Origin of the sequence: Nocardia elegans NBRC 108235, assembly GCF_001612845.1 — a bacterium.
GTDB classification, from domain to species: Bacteria; Actinomycetota; Actinomycetes; order Mycobacteriales; family Mycobacteriaceae; genus Nocardia; species Nocardia nova.
In genome coordinates, this window is sequence record NZ_BDBF01000046.1 from 40,937 (window position 1) to 60,845 (window position 19,909).

The window sequence follows — 19,909 nt, forward strand, 5'->3', positions numbered from 1 at the left end:
AACACACATCGGAATCGCTTTGCGAGCGTCATGGTCAACTTCCTGCGCGAATATGCTTCCGCGAGCTTGAATGGTGGAGCGCCGTCGAGGAGGGGCCCACCATGATCGATCACGCTGCCGGCAATCCGGCTCCGAGTACCGCGAAGGATCTGCCGCGCTCGGCCGTCGCTCTGGTCGACGCGGTGTCGCCGGTGGAACGCGAATTGATCGGCGGCTGGCTCGCCGAGGGCGGGATCGCCGCCGAACTCGGAATCGACGCTCCCGTCACGCAGATCGACCTGGACGCCACCGCCATCGCCGCCCGGCTCGTCGGCCGCCGCGACGACCCGCTGGTGATCCCGATCCGCGTGCTGTGGCTGCCGCCCGAACGAGACGGGGTGCGGCGCACCACCTTCGCCGATCTGGCGCTGCTGAGCGATCCGCGCCGGCCCCACCGGCTGCTGCAGCGCCGGCTGGTGGACAAGGCACCCGACCGGCATCTCATCCTCACCGGACAGCCCGCCCGGCTCAGCGATCTGCGCGCGAACAACCCCGGGGCCGCCGAAAGTTCGGAACCGTTCGCGCGGGCGATCGTCCGTGCGGGCACGGTGGCGCTGGAACGCGCCGAACGATCGGTGATCGGCGACCGGTACAAGGTTCCCCGGATGGTGGTCGAGGAGATTCTCGACTCCCCCGACTTCCTGCGCCGCCTCGACGCGATCGCCACCGAAACCGGAACCGAACCGCGCGAGGTGTACCGCCGGGCCGAGAAGGCGCTGCGCGAACTCGTCGCCGCGCAGAGCCGGCTGATCTCGGATCTGTTCACCCAGGCGATGCGGCCGGTGCACGCCTCGGCCTGGAAGATCGACTGCGACCGGTCCGGGCTGGCGGCGCTGCGGCGCCTCAATCGCAACTACCCGCTGGTGTTCCTGCCCTCTCATCGTTCCTATGTGGATGCCTTCGTCCTCGGTGACGCGCTGGCGCGCAACGACTTTCCTCCCAACCACGTCATCGGCGGCGCCAATCTCAGTTTCTGGCCGATGGGGCCGATCGCGCGCCGCACCGGCACCGTCTTCATTCGCCGCAGCTTCGGCGACGACGAGATCTACAAGGCCGTGGTCGAGGAGTACTTCGCCTATCTGCTCGCCAAACGCTTCAATCTGGAGTGGTACTTCGAGGGTGGGCGCACCCGTACCGGGAAGTTGCGCCCGCCCCGGTTCGGACTGCTGAACTACCTGGCCTCGGCCATCCGCTCGCGGCGCATCGACGATGTGATGCTGGTGCCGGTGTCGATCACCTACGAGCGCCTCAACGAATTGGGATCCATTGCGACCGAACAGGTCGGCGGCGTCAAGAAGCCCGAGGGACTGACCTGGCTGGCCCGCTACATCCGCAGCCAGCAGCATTCCGCCGGGCGCGTCTACGTCCGTTTCGGCGCACCGCTCTCGGCGCGCGACCGGCTGGCCGCCTACGGCGATCCGATGCAGCCGATCGCGGAATCGCTCGCTCCGGATCCGGAGGAAGTGTCGGACCGGCAACGCAAAGCCGTGCAGCGCTTGGCCTTCGAGGTGGCGGTCGGCATCAACGCGGTCACTCCGGTCACGGTCAACGCGCTGGTGACGCTGGCCCTGCTCGGTGTGCACGAGCGCGCACTCACCCTCGGCGAGGTGCGCCAGACGCTGGAGCCGGTCCGTGGTTACATCGAGCGGCGCGCGCTGCCGACCGGCGAGTTGGATACGCTGCGCGACGATCAGGGTCTGGCGGTGGTTCTGGAACAGCTGTCGCTGGCCAGGGTGGTGACGGTGTACCGGGGCGGGCTGGAACCGGTGTATTCGATCGAGGCCGGCGCCCATCTGGAAGCCGCGTTCTATCGCAACAGTGCCGTGCACTGGTTCGTGAACCGGGCGATTCTGGAATTGGCGATTCTGGAGGTGGCCGACGAACAGGCCGGCGCCGCACCCGGCATAGAGGTCATCTGGGATGCCGCGTACCGGCTGCGCGATCTGCTCAAATTCGAGTTCTTCTTCCCTGACCGGATCGAATTCGCCGCCGCGATGAGCGCGGAATTGCTTCTGCTGGACAGCAATTGGGAGCAGCGCGGCAGCGCCGCGGAATTGGTGTGCGCGCTGGCCGATTCGGGATTCATCATGGCGCACCGCGTGGTGCGCTCGTTCTTCGATGCCCAGCTCGTGGTGGCCGAGCGCCTGGCCGCCGCCGACCCGGCCGCACCGCTGGACCGCAAACAGTTCATCGACGAATGCCTGGCCGTCGGACGCCAGATGCTGCTGCAGCAGCGACTGCACAGCACCGAGTCGGTATCGTCCGAATTGTTCTCCAGCGCACTGAAACTCGCCGAGAACTACGGTCTGCTCGATCCCGGCACCCCGGATCTCGCGCGGCGTCGCCGCGAGCTGGCCGACGAACTGCGCACCATCGGCGTCCGCATCTCCCGTGCGGCCGCTCTCGACCCGTCCAACCGCGCACCGCAGGGGACAGTGTGAACCTTTCCGAAGCGATTTCCGCCATCCGGACCGGGCCACAGGGCCCCCGAGTGGCGGCCGTATTCGACTTCGGCGGAACGGTGGTCGCGGGCTTCGCCCCCGCCGCCGCACCGCTGCGCCTGCTGCGCGGACGCGACTCGCGCCGGGCACTGACCGACACGCTGTTGTACAGCATTCGCGGTTCGCGGACCGAGGGTGAGTACGAGCGCTTCCTGCAGCGCCTCGCCCGGGTGTGGGCGGGCCGCACCGAGGAGGAGCTCACCGAACTCGGCGAACAGCTGTTCCGCAGCACCGTCTACGGGCACGTGTATCCCGAAGCGTGGCGACTCGTCCGGGAGCACGAGGCGGCCGGGCACACGGTGGTGATGGTCACCAGCCTCACCCGTTTCCAGGTGCTACCGGTGGCCCGGGAACTCGGGGTGGACCACGTGCTCTACACCGCGATGGCCACCGCCGACGGCGTCCTCACCGGCTTCACCGAGGGAAAACCGCTGTGGCGCAACGAAAAGGCCGCGGCGGTGCGGCGCTTCGCCGCCGAACACGATATCGATCCCGCCGACAGTTACGCCTATGCCGACGCGGCCCCCGACATCCCACTGCTGGAAACCGTCGGCCATCCGGTCGCGGTCAATCCGGGACCGCGCATGTCCATGACCGCCGGTGAACGCGACTGGCCGACCCTCACCTTCAAGCCGCGGGAACCGGCGCGCGTCACCGACTTCGCCCGTACCGCAGTCGGTTTCACGGGGCTGCTCAGCGGCGCCGCCTTCGGGGTCGTCTCCCGCGCTGCCACCCGCCGCCACCGGGCGATGGCCGACGCCATGATCGCCACCGCCGCCGACGCCACCCTGCGCACCACGGGTGTGCGGGTGCGGGTGGTGGGCGCCGAGCACGCCCGGCAGCCGCGTCCGGCCGTCTTCCTGTTCAACCACCAGAGCCAGTTCGACATGGTGGTGCTGGCCGCGGTGCTGCGTTCGGGATTCACCGCGGTGGTGAAGAAGGAGGTCACCACCAACCCGGTCTTCGGCCCGCTGTTGCGATTCGCCGAGGCCACCTTCATCGATCGCTCCGACACCACCAGCGCGAAGGCGGCGCTGGAACCGGTCGTGGACACCCTGCGCGGCGGGCTCTCGCTCGTGGTGGCGCCGGAGGGCACGCGCTCGATGACGCCTCGGATCGGCCCCTTCAAGAAGGGCGCCTTCCATATCGCGATCGAGGCCGGGGTGCCGATCATTCCGCTCGTCATCCGCAACGCGGGCGAGATCGCCTGGCGCAATTCGGCGATCGTGCGCAAGGGCACGGTGGATGTAGCGGTCCTGGCGCCGATCGATGTGAGCGGCTGGGATCCGCAGCACATGGACGCCGACATCGCGCGCGTGCGGCAGCTGTTCATCGACACGCTGCGGGACTGGCCGGTCGACGCGGCCGTGGAGGCAGTGCCCTAGGTCCCTAACGCCCCCAGCCCCCTAACGCCCCAGCCGTTAGACGCGACGGCCGAACAGCAGCTTCCACGGCATCAGCGCCGATTCCAGCTGCACCTTCAGGCTCATCTTCGAGGCGCCCTTGGTGCGCTCCTCGAAGCGGATCGGCACCTCGGCGATCGAAATACCCTGCTTGATCGTGCGGTAGTTCATCTCGACCTGGAACGAATAGCCGTTGCTGTGGATCGAGGCCACATCGATGGCCCGCAGCGTCTCCGCCTTCCACGCCTTGAACCCGGCGGTCGCGTCCTTGACGCCGAGCCGCAGGATCGCGTTGACGTAGAAGTTCGCCCAGGCCGACAGGGCCTTGCGGTACCACTTCCACTCCGCCGCGGTCGAGCCGCCCTCGACGTAGCGCGATCCCAGGACCACACCGGCATCGGAGGTCTCGAGCTTCTCCAACATGGCCGGAATCACCTCGGCCGGGTGGGAGAGGTCGGCGTCCATCTGGATGACCACGTCGGCGCCCTGGTCGAGCGCCGCGGTGATGCCGGCGATGTAGGCACGGCCGAGGCCGTCCTTCTCGGTCCGATGCAGCACACCCACCACGGACGGCAGCTCGGCGGCCAGTTTGTCCGCGACCTCACCGGTACCGTCCGGGGAGTTGTCGTCGACCACCAGAACGTGCAGATCGGCGACCGGTAGTGCGGTCAGCCGCTCCACCGCCACCGGCAGGTTCTCCCGCTCGTTGTAGGTCGGCACCACCACGGTCACCTTCACAAGTCGCCCTCCACTCGATTCGACCTGACTGCGCGTGCCCGGATCCGGGCACGACGTGCTCTGGAGAACCGTAGCCCACCCACCTGAGAGGGCACGAGCGGCTCAGTCTCTCCCGTCGCGGGCATCCTCGCGGGCATTGCGTTCGCGCACGATCTCGAGCGCCCGCTCGGCGGTGGCACGGTCCGGATACGGCCCCATCCGGTCGGCGAACCAGCACCGCTTGCTCTGTTCGGCGCGGTGATGCTTGAGGCAGTAGTACCACTGATCGTCGGAATCGCCCATGCCGATCATCGTCGCACCCGGCGCCCGCCCTGTCAGGCAACCGGTGAATCCGCACGTCGGGCCGCCCGGCGGGCATCCGCCGACGAGTGTGGCCCTTGACACACTCTCGTGGTGAATGTACGTTCATTCACAACAAATGCTAGTTCACTCATTCGGCGGTGGTCCGCTCGCCGACTCGTCGGAGCAGAAGGAAGCGCAATGGATTTCTCGACCTACTCCCAGCTCACGTTCAAACGCTTGGACGACGGCGTCCTGCTGATCACCATCGACCGGCCGGAGAAATACAACGCCGCCGACGAGCAGATGCACGCCGAGCTGGCCCGGGTCTGGACGGATGTCTCCGCCGATCCCGAAACCCGGGTCGCGGTCATCACCGGCGCCGGCAAAGCGTTCTCCGCGGGCGGTGACCTGGCCATGGTCGAGCGCATGGCCGGTAACCACGAGCGGGTGGCGAACATGCTGCAGGAGATGAGCGACCTGGTCTACAACATGATCAACTGCGAGAAGCCGGTCGTCGCCGCGATCAACGGCGTCGCGGTCGGCGCCGGGCTGGTGGTGGCGCTGCTCTCCGATATCTCGATCTGCGCCGAGGACGCCAAACTGGGCGACGGGCACGTGAAGCTCGGCGTGGCCGCGGGCGATCACGCGGCGATCCTGTGGCCGCTGCTGTCCGGTATGGCCAAGGCCAAGTACTACCTGCTGACCGGCGAGATGGTCGTCGGCGCCGAGGCCGAGCGCATCGGCATGGTCACCAGCGCGGTGCCGCGCGAACAGGTGCTCGACGACGCGCTCGCGGTCGCCAACAAGCTCGCCGGCGGTTCCCAGCTGGCCATCCGGTGGACCAAGAAGGCGCTCAACAACTGGCTCAAGCAGGCCGGTCCCATCTTCGACCAGTCCGCCGCCTACGAAATGCTCTGCTTCATGGGCCCGGATGTCACCGAGGGCTATACCGCCCTGCGCGAGAAGCGCGCCCCCAACTTCCCCTCCGCCCGCGCGGCCACCGGTAACTGAGGAGCCGAACACGATGAGCGACAACACCATTGCGGTAGTCACCGGAGCCGGTTCGGGTATCGGCCGGGCGATCACCCTGGCCCTGGCCGCCCGCGGCGACCGGGTCGTGGCCGCCGATCTGGACCTCGACGCCGCCAAGCGCACCGCCGAACAGCAGTCCGACCGCATCTTCGCCATGCAGGTCGACATCGCCGACGCCGCGCAGGTGCAGGCCCTGCGCGATCGGGTGCACGCCGAGGTCGGGGTGCCGAACATCCTGGTCAATGCCGCCGGCTGGGACCGCACCGACAAATTCCTCAACGCCACACCGGAATTCGCGCAGAAGGTGGTCGCGATCAACTACCTGGGGCCGGTGCACATGTGCAGCGCGTTCCTGCCGGGCATGGTGGAGGCCGGCGGCGGTCGGGTGGTCAACCTGGCCAGCGACGCCGGGCGCGTCGGCAGCTCCGGGGAAACCATCTACGCCGGCGCCAAGGGCGGAGTGATCGCCCTGACCAAATCGCTGGCGCGCGAGATGGCCCGCTACTCGATCACCGTCAACTGCGTCTGCCCCGGGCCGACCGACACCCCGCTGTTCCAGGCCCAGGACGAGAAGCTGAAAGAGGCGCTGATCAAGGCGATTCCGTTCCGCCGCCTCGCCCGGCCGGAGGAGGTCGCCGCCCCGGCTCTGTTCTTCGCCTCCCCCGCCGCGTCGTTCATCACCGGTCAGGTGCTCAGCGTCAGCGGCGGACTCACCATGGCCGGCTGAGCGCCGCGCCGACTTCGGAGGACCAGATGTACGACGCCCATGCCTACCGGCAGTACTTCGAACACGATTTCACCTACCTCAACGGTTTCCGGCGCAACGTCCACCGCTACGCCCACCACCCGGCGATCGAGGATCCCGCGACCGGGACGACCGTCACCTACGCCGAACTGGGCGACCGCGTCGACCGGCTGGCCACCGGCCTCGCCGACGCCGGTGTCGAGCCGGGTGCCGTCGTGGCATATCAGCTGTTCAACGGGGTCGAGTTCGCCGAGCTCTATCTGGCGACGCAGGCCGCCGGAGCAGTCGGCTCGCCGATGAACTTCCGGCTTGCCGCCGGTGAGACGTCCTACGTCCTCGCTTCGAACCGTCCGCGGGTCTTCGTCTACGACACCGACCTCACGCCGATGGTGCGAGAGGCGTTGGAGCGCAGCGAGTTCCGGCCCGGGCTCCTGGTGGCGGTGGGACCGGGTGAGCCGCTACCGGGCGCGGTCCGCTTCGACGACCTGGTCGCGGCGACGGCGCGGCCGCTCCAGCCGGATCGCACGGTGTGGGACGAGACCACCCGCCTGTACACCTCCGGCACCACCGGGATGCCGAAGGGCGTGCCGCTCAACAGCCTGGTGGAGATCTTCAGCGCACACGACGTCATCATGCATTTCCCGATGTCGCCCGAGGACAAGACGCTGAACATGACCCCGTGGTTCCATCGCGGCGGATTGTATTGCGCCGGACCGAATCCCACGTTCTACGTGGGCTCGTCCCTGGTACCGATGCGCGCCTTCGACGCCGACACCACCCTGGATCACGTGCAGCGCTACGGCCTGACCTTCCTCATCGGCGCGCCGACCAATCTGGCCATGCTCGCTCATGCACAGGAGGCCCGGCGCCGCGACCTGTCGAGCCTGCGCGGCATCGTGACGATGGGCGCTCCGCTGGAACGCGAGGCGGCGCTGCGCTATCAGAAGGTGTTGAATCCCAACATCTTCAACGGATACGGCAGTACCGAGGGATTCTGGAACACCTTCCTGCGCCCGTCCGATCTGCCGGCCATGGCCGGAACCGCCGGGCGCGCGTGCATCGACGACGACGTGGCGGTGGTCCGGGTACTCGACGACCGGCTGGCCGAGCCGGAGGAGACCGTCGCCAAGGACGGCACGGAAGTGGGCGAGGTCATCGTCCGCTCACCGAAGGGCGCCAATGCCTACGTCGACTCGCCCGATCAGGAGGCTCGCAAGTTCCATCGCGGCTGGTTGTATATCGGTGACCTCGCCACCTGGGACGAGCAGGAATTCGTCACCATCGTCGGACGTAAGGACGACATGCTGCTGTCCGGCGGCGAGAACGTCCATCCCGTCCAGGTCGAGGAGGCCCTCAACGAACATCCCGGCGTAGACGACTGCCTGGTGGTGGGCATTCCCGACGAGCGCTGGGGGCAGGTGGTGGTGGCCTATGTGGTCGCCGCCGAGCCCGGAGTGGGCGTGGCGGAGCTGGACCGGCACTGCCGCACCCATCCCATGCTCTCGGCGTTCAAACGCCCGCGCGCCTACCGCTTCGTGGATTCGCTGCCGGTGTCGGCCACCGGCAAGAAATTGCATTACAAACTCACCGAACAGGCCCGCGACGATGCCGCGGCCGGCCTGTTCACCTATCCGGACAAGGAAAACGCATGAGCGCGAAACGTCCCCCCGCCTTCGACGCACTCGACCCGCTGGCCATCGATTCGCTGCTGTCCGAAGACGAACGGGCCGTGCGCGACAGTGTGCGCGGCTTCTGCGCCGAGCACATCACCCCGCATATCGCCGACTGGTTCGAAGCCGGCGATCTGCCCGGCGCGCGCGATCTGGCCCGCGAATTCGGCAGGCTCGGTGTGCTCGGCATGCATCTCGAGGGTTACGGATGCAGCGGCGCCTCGGCCGTGCACTACGGCCTGGCCTGCCTGGAACTCGAGGCCTGCGATTCCGGTATCCGCTCCCTGGTCTCGGTGCAGGGCTCACTGGCCATGTTCTCCATCTGGAACAACGGTTCGGAGGAACAGAAGCAGCGGTGGCTGCCGGGTATGGCCACGGGCGAGATCATCGGCTGCTTCGGCCTCACCGAACCGGATGTGGGAAGCGATCCGGCGGCCATGCAGTCCCGCGCCAAGCGCGACGGTGACGACTGGATTCTCAACGGGCGCAAGATGTGGATCACCAACGGCTCGATCGCCGATGTCGCGGTGGTGTGGGCCAACACCGACGAGGGCATCCGCGGTTTCATCGTCCCCACCGACACCCAGGGATTCAGCGCACACACGATCAAACACAAACTGTCGCTGCGCGCGTCGATCACCAGCGAACTGGTCCTCGACGACGTGCGCCTGCCCGCCGAGGCGATGATGCCCGAGGGCCGCGGCGTGAAGGCGCCGCTGTCGAGTCTGTCCGAGGCGCGCTACGGCATCATCTGGGGTTCGATGGGCGCGGCCCGCTCGGCCTGGCAGGCGGCTCGCGATTATTCGATGCAGCGCAATCAGTTCGGACGTCCGATCGCCGGATTTCAGCTGACGCAGGCCAAACTCACCGATATGGCCGTCGAACTGCACAAGGGCCAACTACTTTCGCTGCATCTGGGCCGGCTCAAGGATTCGGTGGGACTGCGGCCCGAACAGGTGAGCTTCGGCAAACTCAACAACACCCGCGAGGCGATCGAGATCTGCCGCACCGCGCGAACGATTCTGGGCGGCAACGGCATTTCGCTCGAATATCCGATCATCCGGCACATGGTGAATCTCGAGTCCGTCCTCACCTACGAGGGGACGCCGGAGATGCATCAACTCGTGCTCGGCCAGGCCTTCACCGGCCAGAACGCCTTCCGCTGACAAGAGGTCCCATGAACGCACGACTGGAGTACGACTCCGAACACCGCCAATTCCGTTCCATGGTCCGCGATTTCGTCCGGCAGACGGTCGCGCCGGCCCACGAGGACTGGGAACACGCCGGCCGGCTGGACCGATCGCTGTTCACCGAGGCGGGCAAGCTGGGACTGCTCGGCTTCCCGGTCCCGGAGCGCTTCGGCGGGCCGGGAGTCGAGGATTTCCGCTACCACGCCATCGTGATCGAGGAGATCACGCGGGCGGGTGCGGCCGCGGCGGGTATCGCGTTCTCCCTGCAGAACGATGTGGTGCTGCCCTATCTGACCGATCTCACCGACGAGGAGCAGAAGGCCCGCTGGCTGCCCGGCGTCGTCACCGGTGAGACCGTCCTGGGGATCGCCATGACCGAACCGGGTACGGGCAGCGATCTCACCGGCATTCGTACCACCGCCGTACGCGACGGCGAGTATTACGTGGTCGACGGCAGCAAGACGTTCATCTCGAACGGGCAGAACGGTGACCTGTTCGTGGTCGCGGTCCGCACCGGCGAGGACAAGCACAAGGGGCTGACGCTGCTGGTCGTCGAGGCCGACACACCGGGATTCGGCCGCGGCCGCAACCTGGAGAAGATCGGCCTGCACGCCCAGGACACCAGCGAACTCACCTTCACCGAGATGCGGGTGCCGGTGGCGAACCGGCTCGGCGCGGAGGGCGAGGGCTTCTATCAGCTGGTGCGGAATCTGCCGCAGGAGCGGCTGTCGCTCTCGGTCGGCGCGGTCGCGGCGGCCGAGGGAGTGCTCGCGCACACCCTGGACTACGTGCGTGAACGCAAGGCCTTCGGCGCCTCGATCGCGAGCTTCCAGAACACGCAATTCGTGCTGGCGGAATTGGCGACCGAGCTCGATATCGCGCGGACCTTCCTCGACGACTGCCTTGCCGAACACATTTCCGGCGGCCTCACCGCGGCCCGCGCCGCCCGGCTGAAATGGTGGACCACCGAATTACAGATGCGGGTGGCCGACCGCTGCCTGCAGTTGCACGGCGGCTACGGCTATATGCGCGAATATGCGGTCTCGCGAGCCTTCGTCGACGCGCGCATTCAGAGCATCTACGGCGGCACCACGGAGATCATGAAGACGATCATCGCGAAGGAGTTGGGCATCTGATTTTCGGTGGACCACTCTAGAGTTGAGTGAACCGCCGTTCATTCGACTGCGCAGAATACGGAAGGGTATGCCCGATGGCGAAGCGATCCGCACCGATGGAACTCGAGGAGGCGGTGCGCGCGGTGCGAACCAGCTCGCGCCGGCGCCAACTCCTCAACGCGGCCGTCGCCGTCATGCAGACCACGGGCTTTCATCAGATGTCGATGCAGGCGCTCGCGGATCAGGCCGATGTGAGCGTCGGGCTCATCTACAAGTATTTCGGCGGTAAGGAAGACCTGCTGCTCGCGGCGATCGTCGATATTCTCGACGCCTTCCGGGACGAATTGGCTCCGGCCATGGACGCGGTCGGCGACGATCCGGTGGAGCGGCTCGTCGCCGGTTTCCGGCACTACGTGGAAATCGTCGACGAGAACCTCGACGCCGTGGTCCTGACCTATCGGGAGAGCCGGACCCTCGATCCGGAGGGCCGCGAACGGATCAAGGAGCTCGAGGTCGAAACCTCCGCCCCGCTGCGGGCCGCCGTCGAGGCGGGTATCGCGGCGGGTCTGATGAACGACCTCGATCCGGACCTCGTCGTCTTCAATCTGATGATGCTCGCCCACGCCTGGGCCCTCAAACATTGGCATTTCGCGCCGCGCTACACCGTCGAGCAGTACATCCGGGCACAGGTGCTTTTCGTGCTGCCCACCGTGCTCGCCCCCGGAGTCGCCGAGCGCTATCGACACCTCATGGAGTGAAATATCTTGTCGGTCACGCTGTCTCGTACCGGCGCCGTCGGCGTCCTCACCCTCGACCGCCCGCCGGTCAATGCCTTCGACGAGGGGCAGGCCGCCGAATTCGCCACCTCGGTTGCCGAATTCGGCGCCGACCCGGCGGTGCGTGCGGTCGTGGTGCGCAGTGCGGCGAAGGTGTTCTGCGCGGGTGCCGATATCGCCATGATGGATTCCTGGCGGGAACTGCCCGACCGAGGTGTGCGGCTGGAGAAGTTCTGCCTGCTGCTGCAAAATGCGTTCGCGGCACTGGCGGCGCTGGAAAAACCCACGATCGCCGAGATCGGTGGTGCGGCCACCGGCGGCGGATTCGAACTCGCCCTCGCCTGCGACTTTCGGGTCGCGCGCGCTACCGCCAAAATCGGGTTGCCCGAGGTCGGAATCGGTTTGCTGCCGGGCGCCGGTGGCACTCAGCGGCTTACGCGTCTGGTCGGACCGGCCACCGCGTACCGACTGATTCTCGGCGCGGAGCTGATCGACGCGACGACGGCCGAACGGCTCGGCCTCGTGCACTGGGCCGTCGACGATGCGGCGGCCACGGCGATGACGCTCGCCGAACGCCTGGCCGATCTTCCCGCGGATGCCTACACCGCCGCCAAACGGTGTATCGATGCGGCGGGCACCGGAGGCGGGTACGGCTTGGAGCGCACCGAAATCGGGGCACTCATCCACACCGAGGAAACCGGGCGCCGCTTGGATCGATTCGTTTCCCGCTAGGGCGAATTTCTCGTGCGGCGTCGATTCGGCGGAGCTGCGGCTGTTGTCCGAATCCGGCTCCGCTCGGCCGCGCAATGCCTAGAGTGCGCTCATGAGCAGAGTGGGCGCCCTGGTTCGAGTCGCGCTGGCCTATGTCGTAGCCGTCGTCGTGGGGCTCGCCTGGCTGCTGTGGGGTCCGGATACCGGGCAGTTGTGGTTGAACGGCCTGATCGCCGATTTGATCGCCACGGTTGTGGTCTTCGTATTCAGCCGGATCTACCAGAATTCCAGTTTCTACGACCCGTACTGGAGCGTGATCCCGCCCCTGCTGGCCTTCTACTGGTGGATTCGCAGCGACGAGCCGTCGAATACGACCCGCTGGTGGCTGATGATGGCCGTCATGCTGGTGTGGGCGGTGCGGCTCACCGCCAACTGGGTGACGACCTTTCCCGGTATGCACCATGAGGATTGGCGCTATCCGATGGTGCGCGAACGAGCGGGCAGGTTCGCCTTCGTCGCGGATCTGTTCGGAATCCACGTCTTTCCGACGCTGCAGGTGTTCGCCGGGCTGATTCCGGTGTACGTGGTGGCGACGCGCGCCGGCGAACCGTTCAGTGCGCTCGACATCGTCGCCGTCGTGATCGGCGCGGGTGCGGTTGCCTTGGAAACCGTCGCCGACCTGCAGATGCATCGCTTCGCCGCGACCACATCGCCCGGCCAGGTCATGGACCGCGGGGTGTGGGCGTGGTCGCGGCATCCGAACTATTTCGGCGAGTGCGGCGTCTGGCTCTCGTTCGGCCTGTTCGGGCTCGCGGCCGCCCCGGGCAACTGGTGGGTTCTCGCGGGGGTGGTGACCATGGTGGCGATGTTCGTCGGCGTCAGCATTCCGATGATGGAACAGCGCAGCCTGCAGCGACGGCCGGCGTATCGGGATGTGGTGCACAGGGTTTCGGTATTCGTTCCCCTGCCGCCGCGGAAACGAGCGGCATGACCGGACCTCGGGTCGTCATCGTCGGACTGGGCGATACCGGTGTCCTCACCGGAATCCGGCTCGGCCGGGACGCCGACGTCGTGGGCATCACGACGAAGCCCGGCTTCGTCAGCGGCCAGGAACTCGGCCTGCGACTGGCCCGCCCGCAGGAGTGGATGCGCGACTATCGCATCGGCTACGACCGATTTCGCGGCCTCGACCCGATGCGCATCGTGCACGGCAGCGCCACCGCACTCGACACCACGAACCGGACCGTCCGGGTGCGCCATGTCGACGGATCGTCCAGCGATGAGCCGTACGACCTCGTGGTGATCGCCACCGGGGTGACCAACGGCTTCTGGCGGCACCCCGCCCTGCAAGACCATGCCGACGTCGACGCCGACCTCGCCTCGCATCATCGGCGCATCGCCGACGCGGGCACTGTGGTGGTCGTCGGCGGGGGCGCGGCCGCGGCGAGTTGCGCGGCGCAGATCGCCGAACGCTGGCCGGCGAAAGAGGTACACTTCTGCTTCCCCGGACAGCGGGCCCTCCCCGAACACCACCACCGGGTGTGGACGCGGGTCGAATCCCGGCTCGGCGCACTCGGAGTCGTCATCCACCCCGGCCATCGCGCGATACCGCCGCCCGCCTCGGATCTCGGCTCCGGCCCCGTCGAATGGTCCACCGGCCAGCCGCCCACTACCGCCGATGTGGTCATCTGGGCGATCGGGCGGATCCGGCCGAACACCGCGTGGCTTCCACCGGACATGCTCGACGAGCGCGGATTCGTCCGGGTACTGCCGACCCTGCGCGTCGTGGGTTTCGACGATGTCTTCGCGGTGGGCGACGTGGCGGCCACCGACCGGTTGCGCTCCTCGGCGCGCAACCAGGGCCACAAGGTGCTGGCACACAACCTCCGTGCGCACGCGAACGGCACATCCCTTCGGGTGTACCGGCCGCCGCGGCGGCGTTGGGGTTCGGTGCTCGGCGTCCAGCGTGACGGGCTGACGGTCTACGCGCCGAACGGGCTCGGCTTCCGGTTCCCGCTCCGGACCACCGACGCGCTCCAGCGATTCGTCGTCCGCCGCGGCATCTACGGGGGCGTCCGCGAGGCCGGGAAGAACTCCGGCCCCGCCGAGCATCGGTAGCGACCCGAGCGCGTGCCATGCTACCGACGGGCACGGAGCGGGCAATACTGCACGGGTGAGCGGTTCCGAGAACGACACCGACGACGTTCCGGCGTGGGCACGCCGCACGGCCGGCGAATCACGCTGGGCGGCAACGGCCGCGATGGTGGGCATCATCGTCCTGCAAGTGCTGCTACCCGATCACTTTCAGCTGCGCCCGGTCTGGCTGCTGCCGATGCTGGAAACGGTGCTGCTGATCGTGCTCGTGACGAGTAGCCCGGTGCGCTTGGACCGTGAGGAGATCTGGCTGCGTTGGTGCAGCCTGGGGTTGTCGGCGCTGCTCGGCATCGCCACCGCCTGGTCGGTGTTCCGGCTGGTGGCCGGCCTGATCAACGGCACGCTCAGCAACGATCCGCCGGTCCTGCTCGGTTCCGGCGCGGCGATCTGGCTGACCAATGTCACCGTATTCGCGCTCTGGTTCTGGGAACTCGATCGCGGCGGCCCGGCCGCACGGGCGCACGCCCGCGAACAGCTACCCGATTTCCTGTTCGTCCAGATGCAGAATCCCGAGCTCTCCCCGGCCGACTGGGAGCCGGAATTCCTCGACTACCTCTACCTGTCGTTCACCAATGCCACCGCGTTCAGCCCCACCGATGTGATGCCGATGACGCGCTGGGCCAAGACGCTGATGATGGCCGAATCCGCGTTGTCGCTGATCACCGCGGCACTGGTCATCGCGCGGGCGGTCAACGTCTTGAAGTGAAGACGGCGCAGAGTTTTCCGAGCCGCCGGAGCGGCTCGCCTACCGGTCCACCAGTTCGGCCACCGCGAGCCGGGCGGCATTGGCGCCGCACATGCCGTGGGCGCCCGGTCCGGGCGGGGTCGCCGCCGAGCAGATGTACATGCCGCGAACGCCTAGGCTGTAGGGGGACAACGTGGTTCGCGGTCCGAACATCAGCTGGCGAATGTCCTTGGCGCCGGTCATGATGTCGCCGCCGACATAGTTCGGGTTGTAGACGGCCATCTCGGTGGTCGAGCGAACCGCCTGTCCCACAATGCGCTCCCGGAAGCCGGGGGCGAACCGCTCGATCTGCGCGATGATCGCCTCGGTCGCATCGCCCGAATAGCCGTTGGGCACATGGGCGTAACTCCACACCGGGTGAATGTCACCGGCCGAACGCTGTGGATCGGCCAGATACTGCTGCCCGACCAGAACGAAGGGACGCTCCGGCATCCGGCCCGCGTGGATCTCGCGTTCACCGGCGGCGAGCTCCGCGTAGGTTCCGCCGAGGTGCACGGTCCCGGCCCGGTGCGCGTGCGGAGCTGTCCACGGCACCCCACCGGCGACCGCGAAGTCGACCTTGTAGGCCCCGGGCCCGCGCCGGAAACGGGCGAACGCGTGCCGAACTCGTCGCGGTAACCGGTCGCCGAGAATTCGAGCGACGGCATCGGGCGCCAGATCGAACATAGTGATGTCGGCCGGTGGCAACTGTGCCGCCGACTCGACCCGCACCCCGGTCTCGATCTTTCCGCCCAACTCCGCCAGCAGCGCCGCCAGCGCATCCGCAATCGCCTGTGATCCGCCTTCGGCCACCGCCCAGCCGTGCCGATGACCGGCGGCGAGGATGCCGAGGCCGACGGCCGATGTGAGCGGATGGTGCAGCGGCCGGAAGGCATGGACCGCAACGCCCCCGAACAGTGCCCGCGCCTGCTCGGTGCGGAACACCCGGGCGAAGGCCGAACCGGGCAGCAGCGTCGGCACCCCGAAGCGAGCCAACGTCAGCGGGTGATGCGGTACGCGCAGCAGCGGGCGCATGATGTCCTCGCTCAGCGCGTCGTAGCGGCGCACCGGGCGGTCGAATGCCAGTCGCCAGCGCGAGCCGTCGCGACCGAGCCCGGCCGCGGTCTGCTCGACCGAGCGGTACAGCACCCCGGCGCTGCCGTCGTCGAGCGGATGCACACAGTCGATCTCGGGCAACCGCCAAGTGAGCCCGTAGCGGTCGAGCCCCAGGCCGGCGAGGAACGGCGACCCGACGGCCATCGGGTGGATGGCCGAGCAGTGATCGTGCAGCAGACCGGGAACGATCGCCTCGCTGCTGCGCGTACCGCCGCCGATCTGCTCGGCCGCCTCGAGCACGGTGACCTCGACACCTTCGGAGGCGAGGGCGACGGCGGCGGCGAGCCCGTTGGGCCCGCCGCCGACCACCAGTGCGGTTGTCACGCCATCACTCCGAAATCGTCCTGGCTGGGCTCGGTCTGCACCGGACGAACCCAGATGGGCCGCAACGGAATCGGACCGTTGGGCAGCCACGGCTGCTCGGCGACGGCATCGGCGACATTCCAGGTGCCGCGTTCGATCACGCCCAGCGCGGCGTCGATCAGCTTGTAGTGCTGCACGCCGCTGCCGAACGCCTCCGACTCGACCCAGGCGATCACACATTCGCCGGGTTCGAAGCGAGCCTCGTCCTGCACCGCGCGGATCATCTCCTCGTCGTGGAAGTGGCCGTCACCGAAATTGAACCCCACGATCGAGTTGCAGAGAAACTCCCCCTCCCGGACCGTGCGCGAATCGATATCGGGCAGCCGCGAGATCAGCAGCGAGAACAGGCCGCGGCCCTGGCTGTGCAGGGTGCGCCAGGCAATCGTCTTCTGCAGGGTGATCTCGGCCCAGTGCGGTTCGTAACCGAATTCGATGAACTGGTCGATCTGATTGCGGGCCGAGCGGGTTACCCGGTTCAGCTTCTCCTCGGCGCCCGGGGTGAACGTCCACACCGCCGAGGCCCAATTGCCCGCGTACTGCCGCATCGACGGCAGGAACGAGACCTTGTCGGGCCGCAGATTGCCGAGCACCGGGAAGAACAGCAGCGCGGCGACTACCGGGACGACCAGCCACCCCGGCGACATGTCCCACACGGCGTATCCGTTCCAGGCGGGGAAGCCCAGGAACAGGAAGACGGTGGCGTAGGCGAACAGCACGTTCCATTCCAGCGGCACCGCCAGCGGGAAGGTGGACACGATGAAGAGGTGGAAGATCACCATGATCAGCACCGCGACCAGGGTCACCCACTTGTTCGTGGAGAACAGCAGCACCAGCGGAACCAGCATCTCCACGCAGGTGCCGTTGACGTGGGCCATGAAATGCGCGATGCCGGAGGGACGCATATCGCGCGGGAAATCCTTGTAGTGCGCGCGTTTCACCGATTTGAACGGCACCGACGGGCTGTTGGACACCATCGGCGGCACCACGTTGGAGAAGTGCTTGCCGAGTTTGGAGAAGCCGGCGCACACCCAGACGACCACGATCAGCAATTTCAACGCGACGATCATGTTCACGAACGGGAACACCGTGAACGCGATCAGCGCCGGCAGATATTGCTCGCCGCGGGCGCCGAGGAAGACGACCTTGTCGCGCAGGCCGTTGAGAATCAGCAGCACGATCGGCGCCATCAGCGCGGCGGGAGCGATGAGCCCGGAGGTGTTGTCCGGCAGCACCGCCGCGAGCGAATCACTGTGCGCGCCGGGCAGAATCAGCGCGATCACCAAACTCGCGAGCAGGGCCAGATACAGGGTGACGTCGAACCAGGTGCGGCGATCACCGCCGGTGCCGGGGATCCACGCCCACGGGCGTTGCCGGATCGTGCCGGGCCGGGCCCAGAAGAGGATGCCGCCGGTCATCGGTTTGACCTTGCCGGCCAACGGCCCCCAGGAACCGGCGAGGCCGAGAACCTCCAGCAGCACCGTCCAGACGACGGCCTTCTGATAGACGATCGGCTGATTCCACCATTCGGCGATATGCCAGAACGCCGGGAGGCCGGAAGTCAGTGTGGCCACGGTGATTCCGCCGATCGCATAGAGCACGATCAGCTTGAGGATGTAGACGCAATGCACCATTTTCGGTGAGCCGAAGCCGTTTTCGGCCCAGTCGGCGCCGAGGATGCGCATTCGCTCCATCAGCGGTTGCTGCAGGAATGTGTCCGGATCGACGGCCGGCAGATCCGGCTTGGTGAATCCCATCGGAATATCTCCTTCTCGTGGGGCGGATCAGGCGGTCGGCACGCGGCGCAGCGACGGTTTGTCGAGTTTGCCGACGGCGTTCTTGGGCAGGTCGTCGAGGAAAGTGATCGCCACCGGCAGTTTGTATTTCGACAAATTCCGCCGGGTATGGGCGAGCACCTGTTCGGCGGTGAGAGTGGCGCCGGAATTCAGCGCGAGGAACAGCACGGGCTCCTCGCCGTAGAGCTCGCTGGCCCGGCCGACCACCGCGGCCTCGGCGACCTCGGGCAGCTGGTAGACGACGCTCTCGATCTCCTTGGGATAGATGTTCTCGCCGCCCCGGATGATCATGTCCTTGGCGCGGTCCACCAGGACGAGATAACCGTCCTCGTCGATCCGGCCGATATCGCCGGTGCGCAGCCAGCCGTCGACAACTGTGCGAGCCGTGTCCTCCGGCCGATTCAGGTAGCCACGCATGACATTCGGGCCCTGGATCAGGACCTCGCCCGTGGCGCCGTCGGCGACCGGTTTGCCCTCCGGGTCGGCGATGCGGATGGTCTGGCCGGGCAGCGGGAGACCGACCGTGCCCGGCTTGCGGCGGCCACGCAGCGGGTTGACGACGCTCGCACAGGTGCCCTCGGACAATCCGTAGCCCTCGACGATCGGTATGCCGTAACGGCTTTCGAACTTCCGCAGCAGTTCGGCACTGGCCGGCGCCGCGCCACACACCGCGAAACGCACCGCCGAGGTGTCGGGGGCGAGCTCCTGCGGAAGGTCGGCCAGCATCGTGTAGATGGTCGGCACCGCGGAGAAGTAGGTGGCGCCACTGCGTTCGAGCCGGCCGAAGAACGTGCCGGGGGCGAACCGGCCCGCGATCGTGGTGCGCCCACCGGCGAGCAGCGGGGCGAGGGTGCTCACCACGATCCCGTTGACGTGGAACAGCGGCAGGACCAGCAGGCTGTGGTCGGCGGCCGTGAGTTCGAAGGCGCCGATCACCATGGCGCACATGGCGTTCAGATTCGCGTGGTCGAGCATCACGCCCTTGGGCCGCCCGGTGGTCCCGCTGGTGTAGACCAGCAGGGCCAGCGCGTCGTCACGAGTTTCGGCGGTGGTATCGGCGGGCGGGGTCGCGGTGAGCTCGGCCGGGGTGAGCACGGTGATCCCGATATCCATCGGCCGATCGGTGACCAGCACCTTGGCGCCGGCGTCGGCACCCTGAAAGCCGACCTCGGCCGGAACAAGCGACGGATTGATCGGCGTCACCGCGGCGCCCAGACGCCATGCGGCGAACAGGGATACCACCAGCGTCACGGTGTTCGGCAGCATTACCGCGACCACATCACCGGGCGAAACTCCCTGTGCGGCAAACGCGGTGGCGGCCCGCCGCACCGCGTCGGCGAATTCGGCGTTGGTCAACTCGACCTGATCGTCGGCCACACAGGGTGCGCCGGGATCGTGGCGGCTTCGAAGGTCGGGCAACTCGGAAAGGTGCATGGACGGGTCCTGAATCCTCGGTGTCGAACGGATACGTCAACGCTAAGAATCAGTGAGCTGGACCACACCGTCGTCAGTGGACGAATTACTGCCGAAGTCTTGTCTCTTCGAGACAAAGATCAC

Annotated in this window: 17 protein-coding genes; 12 read left to right on the forward strand and 5 right to left on the reverse strand. The window is 67.3% G+C overall.

Annotated elements, in window-relative coordinates:
• Nucleotides 1–101 precede the first annotated feature (101 nt).
• Nucleotides 102–2,480: a glycerol-3-phosphate 1-O-acyltransferase gene (locus tag NE2_RS27525; protein ID WP_084494371.1), complete on the forward strand. Its 2,379-nt coding sequence runs from the start codon at nt 102–104 to the stop codon at nt 2,478–2,480.
• A complete protein-coding gene (locus NE2_RS27530) occupies nt 2,477–3,925 on the forward strand; it encodes an HAD-IB family hydrolase (RefSeq protein WP_063030770.1) in 1,449 nt (482 codons plus the stop codon). Before NE2_RS27525 ends, NE2_RS27530 begins: the two co-directional genes overlap by 4 nt.
• 36 nt (nt 3,926–3,961) lie before the next feature.
• On the opposite strand, the gene NE2_RS27535 is transcribed toward NE2_RS27530, so the two are convergent.
• Both NE2_RS27535 and NE2_RS27540 read right to left on the reverse strand, forming a co-directional pair.
• A complete protein-coding gene (locus NE2_RS27535) occupies nt 3,962–4,663 on the reverse strand; it encodes a polyprenol monophosphomannose synthase (protein WP_036525684.1) in 702 nt (233 codons plus the stop codon).
• Between the two features lie 120 nt (nt 4,664–4,783).
• The gene (locus NE2_RS27540) at nt 4,784–4,963 is read right to left on the reverse strand and encodes a hypothetical protein (protein WP_030517474.1); all 180 of its coding nucleotides are present in this window, start codon (nt 4,961–4,963) and stop codon (nt 4,784–4,786) included.
• Nucleotides 4,964–5,161: 198 nt separating this feature from the next.
• On the opposite strand from NE2_RS27540, the gene NE2_RS27545 reads away from it, so the two are divergent.
• The 10 genes from NE2_RS27545 to NE2_RS27590 all read left to right on the forward strand — a co-directional run bounded on the left by NE2_RS27545 (nt 5,162) and on the right by NE2_RS27590 (nt 15,062).
• Nucleotides 5,162–5,974, forward strand: coding sequence for an enoyl-CoA hydratase/isomerase family protein (locus tag NE2_RS27545; RefSeq protein WP_063030776.1), 813 nt, complete (start codon nt 5,162–5,164; stop codon nt 5,972–5,974).
• Nucleotides 5,975–5,987: 13 nt separating this feature from the next.
• Nucleotides 5,988–6,722, forward strand: coding sequence for an SDR family NAD(P)-dependent oxidoreductase (locus tag NE2_RS27550; RefSeq protein WP_063030779.1), 735 nt, complete (start codon nt 5,988–5,990; stop codon nt 6,720–6,722).
• A gap of 26 nt (nt 6,723–6,748) precedes the next feature.
• Nucleotides 6,749–8,392, forward strand: coding sequence for a class I adenylate-forming enzyme family protein (locus NE2_RS27555; protein ID WP_063030781.1), 1,644 nt, complete (start codon nt 6,749–6,751; stop codon nt 8,390–8,392).
• Nucleotides 8,389–9,576: an acyl-CoA dehydrogenase family protein gene (locus NE2_RS27560; protein ID WP_063030783.1), complete on the forward strand. Its 1,188-nt coding sequence runs from the start codon at nt 8,389–8,391 to the stop codon at nt 9,574–9,576. The genes NE2_RS27555 and NE2_RS27560 overlap by 4 nt, the downstream gene beginning before the upstream one ends.
• A gap of 11 nt (nt 9,577–9,587) precedes the next feature.
• A complete protein-coding gene (locus NE2_RS27565; RefSeq protein WP_063030785.1) occupies nt 9,588–10,736 on the forward strand; it encodes an acyl-CoA dehydrogenase family protein in 1,149 nt (382 codons plus the stop codon).
• 74 nt (nt 10,737–10,810) lie between these two features.
• Nucleotides 10,811–11,473 (forward strand): TetR/AcrR family transcriptional regulator, encoded by a 663-nt coding sequence (locus NE2_RS27570; RefSeq protein ID WP_063030787.1) that lies wholly within the window; start codon nt 10,811–10,813, stop codon nt 11,471–11,473.
• A 6-nt stretch (nt 11,474–11,479) separates the two neighbouring features.
• On the forward strand, nt 11,480–12,223 hold the full coding sequence (locus tag NE2_RS27575; RefSeq protein WP_063030789.1) for an enoyl-CoA hydratase/isomerase family protein: 744 nt from the start codon (nt 11,480–11,482) through the stop codon (nt 12,221–12,223).
• Between the two features lie 91 nt (nt 12,224–12,314).
• Nucleotides 12,315–13,193 carry a DUF1295 domain-containing protein gene (locus NE2_RS27580; protein ID WP_063030791.1) on the forward strand — a complete coding sequence of 293 codons (879 nt, stop codon included), beginning with the start codon at nt 12,315–12,317 and terminating at the stop codon, nt 13,191–13,193.
• Entirely contained in the window at nt 13,190–14,320 is a 1,131-nt protein-coding gene (locus NE2_RS27585; RefSeq protein WP_063030793.1) for an FAD-dependent oxidoreductase, read from the forward strand. Before NE2_RS27580 ends, NE2_RS27585 begins: the two co-directional genes overlap by 4 nt.
• A gap of 55 nt (nt 14,321–14,375) precedes the next feature.
• Nucleotides 14,376–15,062: a DUF1345 domain-containing protein gene (locus NE2_RS27590; RefSeq protein ID WP_063030795.1), complete on the forward strand. Its 687-nt coding sequence runs from the start codon at nt 14,376–14,378 to the stop codon at nt 15,060–15,062.
• Between the two features lie 39 nt (nt 15,063–15,101).
• On the opposite strand, the gene NE2_RS27595 is transcribed toward NE2_RS27590, so the two are convergent.
• Genes NE2_RS27595 through NE2_RS27605 form a run of 3 tightly spaced genes read right to left on the reverse strand, consistent with a single transcriptional unit; the run spans nt 15,102 to nt 19,786 of the window.
• On the reverse strand, nt 15,102–16,520 hold the full coding sequence (locus NE2_RS27595) for a phytoene desaturase family protein (RefSeq protein WP_063030797.1): 1,419 nt from the start codon (nt 16,518–16,520) through the stop codon (nt 15,102–15,104).
• Nucleotides 16,517–18,313: a DUF3556 domain-containing protein gene (locus NE2_RS36760; protein WP_063030799.1), complete on the reverse strand. Its 1,797-nt coding sequence runs from the start codon at nt 18,311–18,313 to the stop codon at nt 16,517–16,519. Before NE2_RS36760 ends, NE2_RS27595 begins: the two co-directional genes overlap by 4 nt.
• Before the next feature lie 27 nt (nt 18,314–18,340).
• On the reverse strand, nt 18,341–19,786 hold the full coding sequence (locus NE2_RS27605) for a class I adenylate-forming enzyme family protein (protein WP_063030801.1): 1,446 nt from the start codon (nt 19,784–19,786) through the stop codon (nt 18,341–18,343).
• Nucleotides 19,787–19,909: the final 123 nt, after the last annotated feature.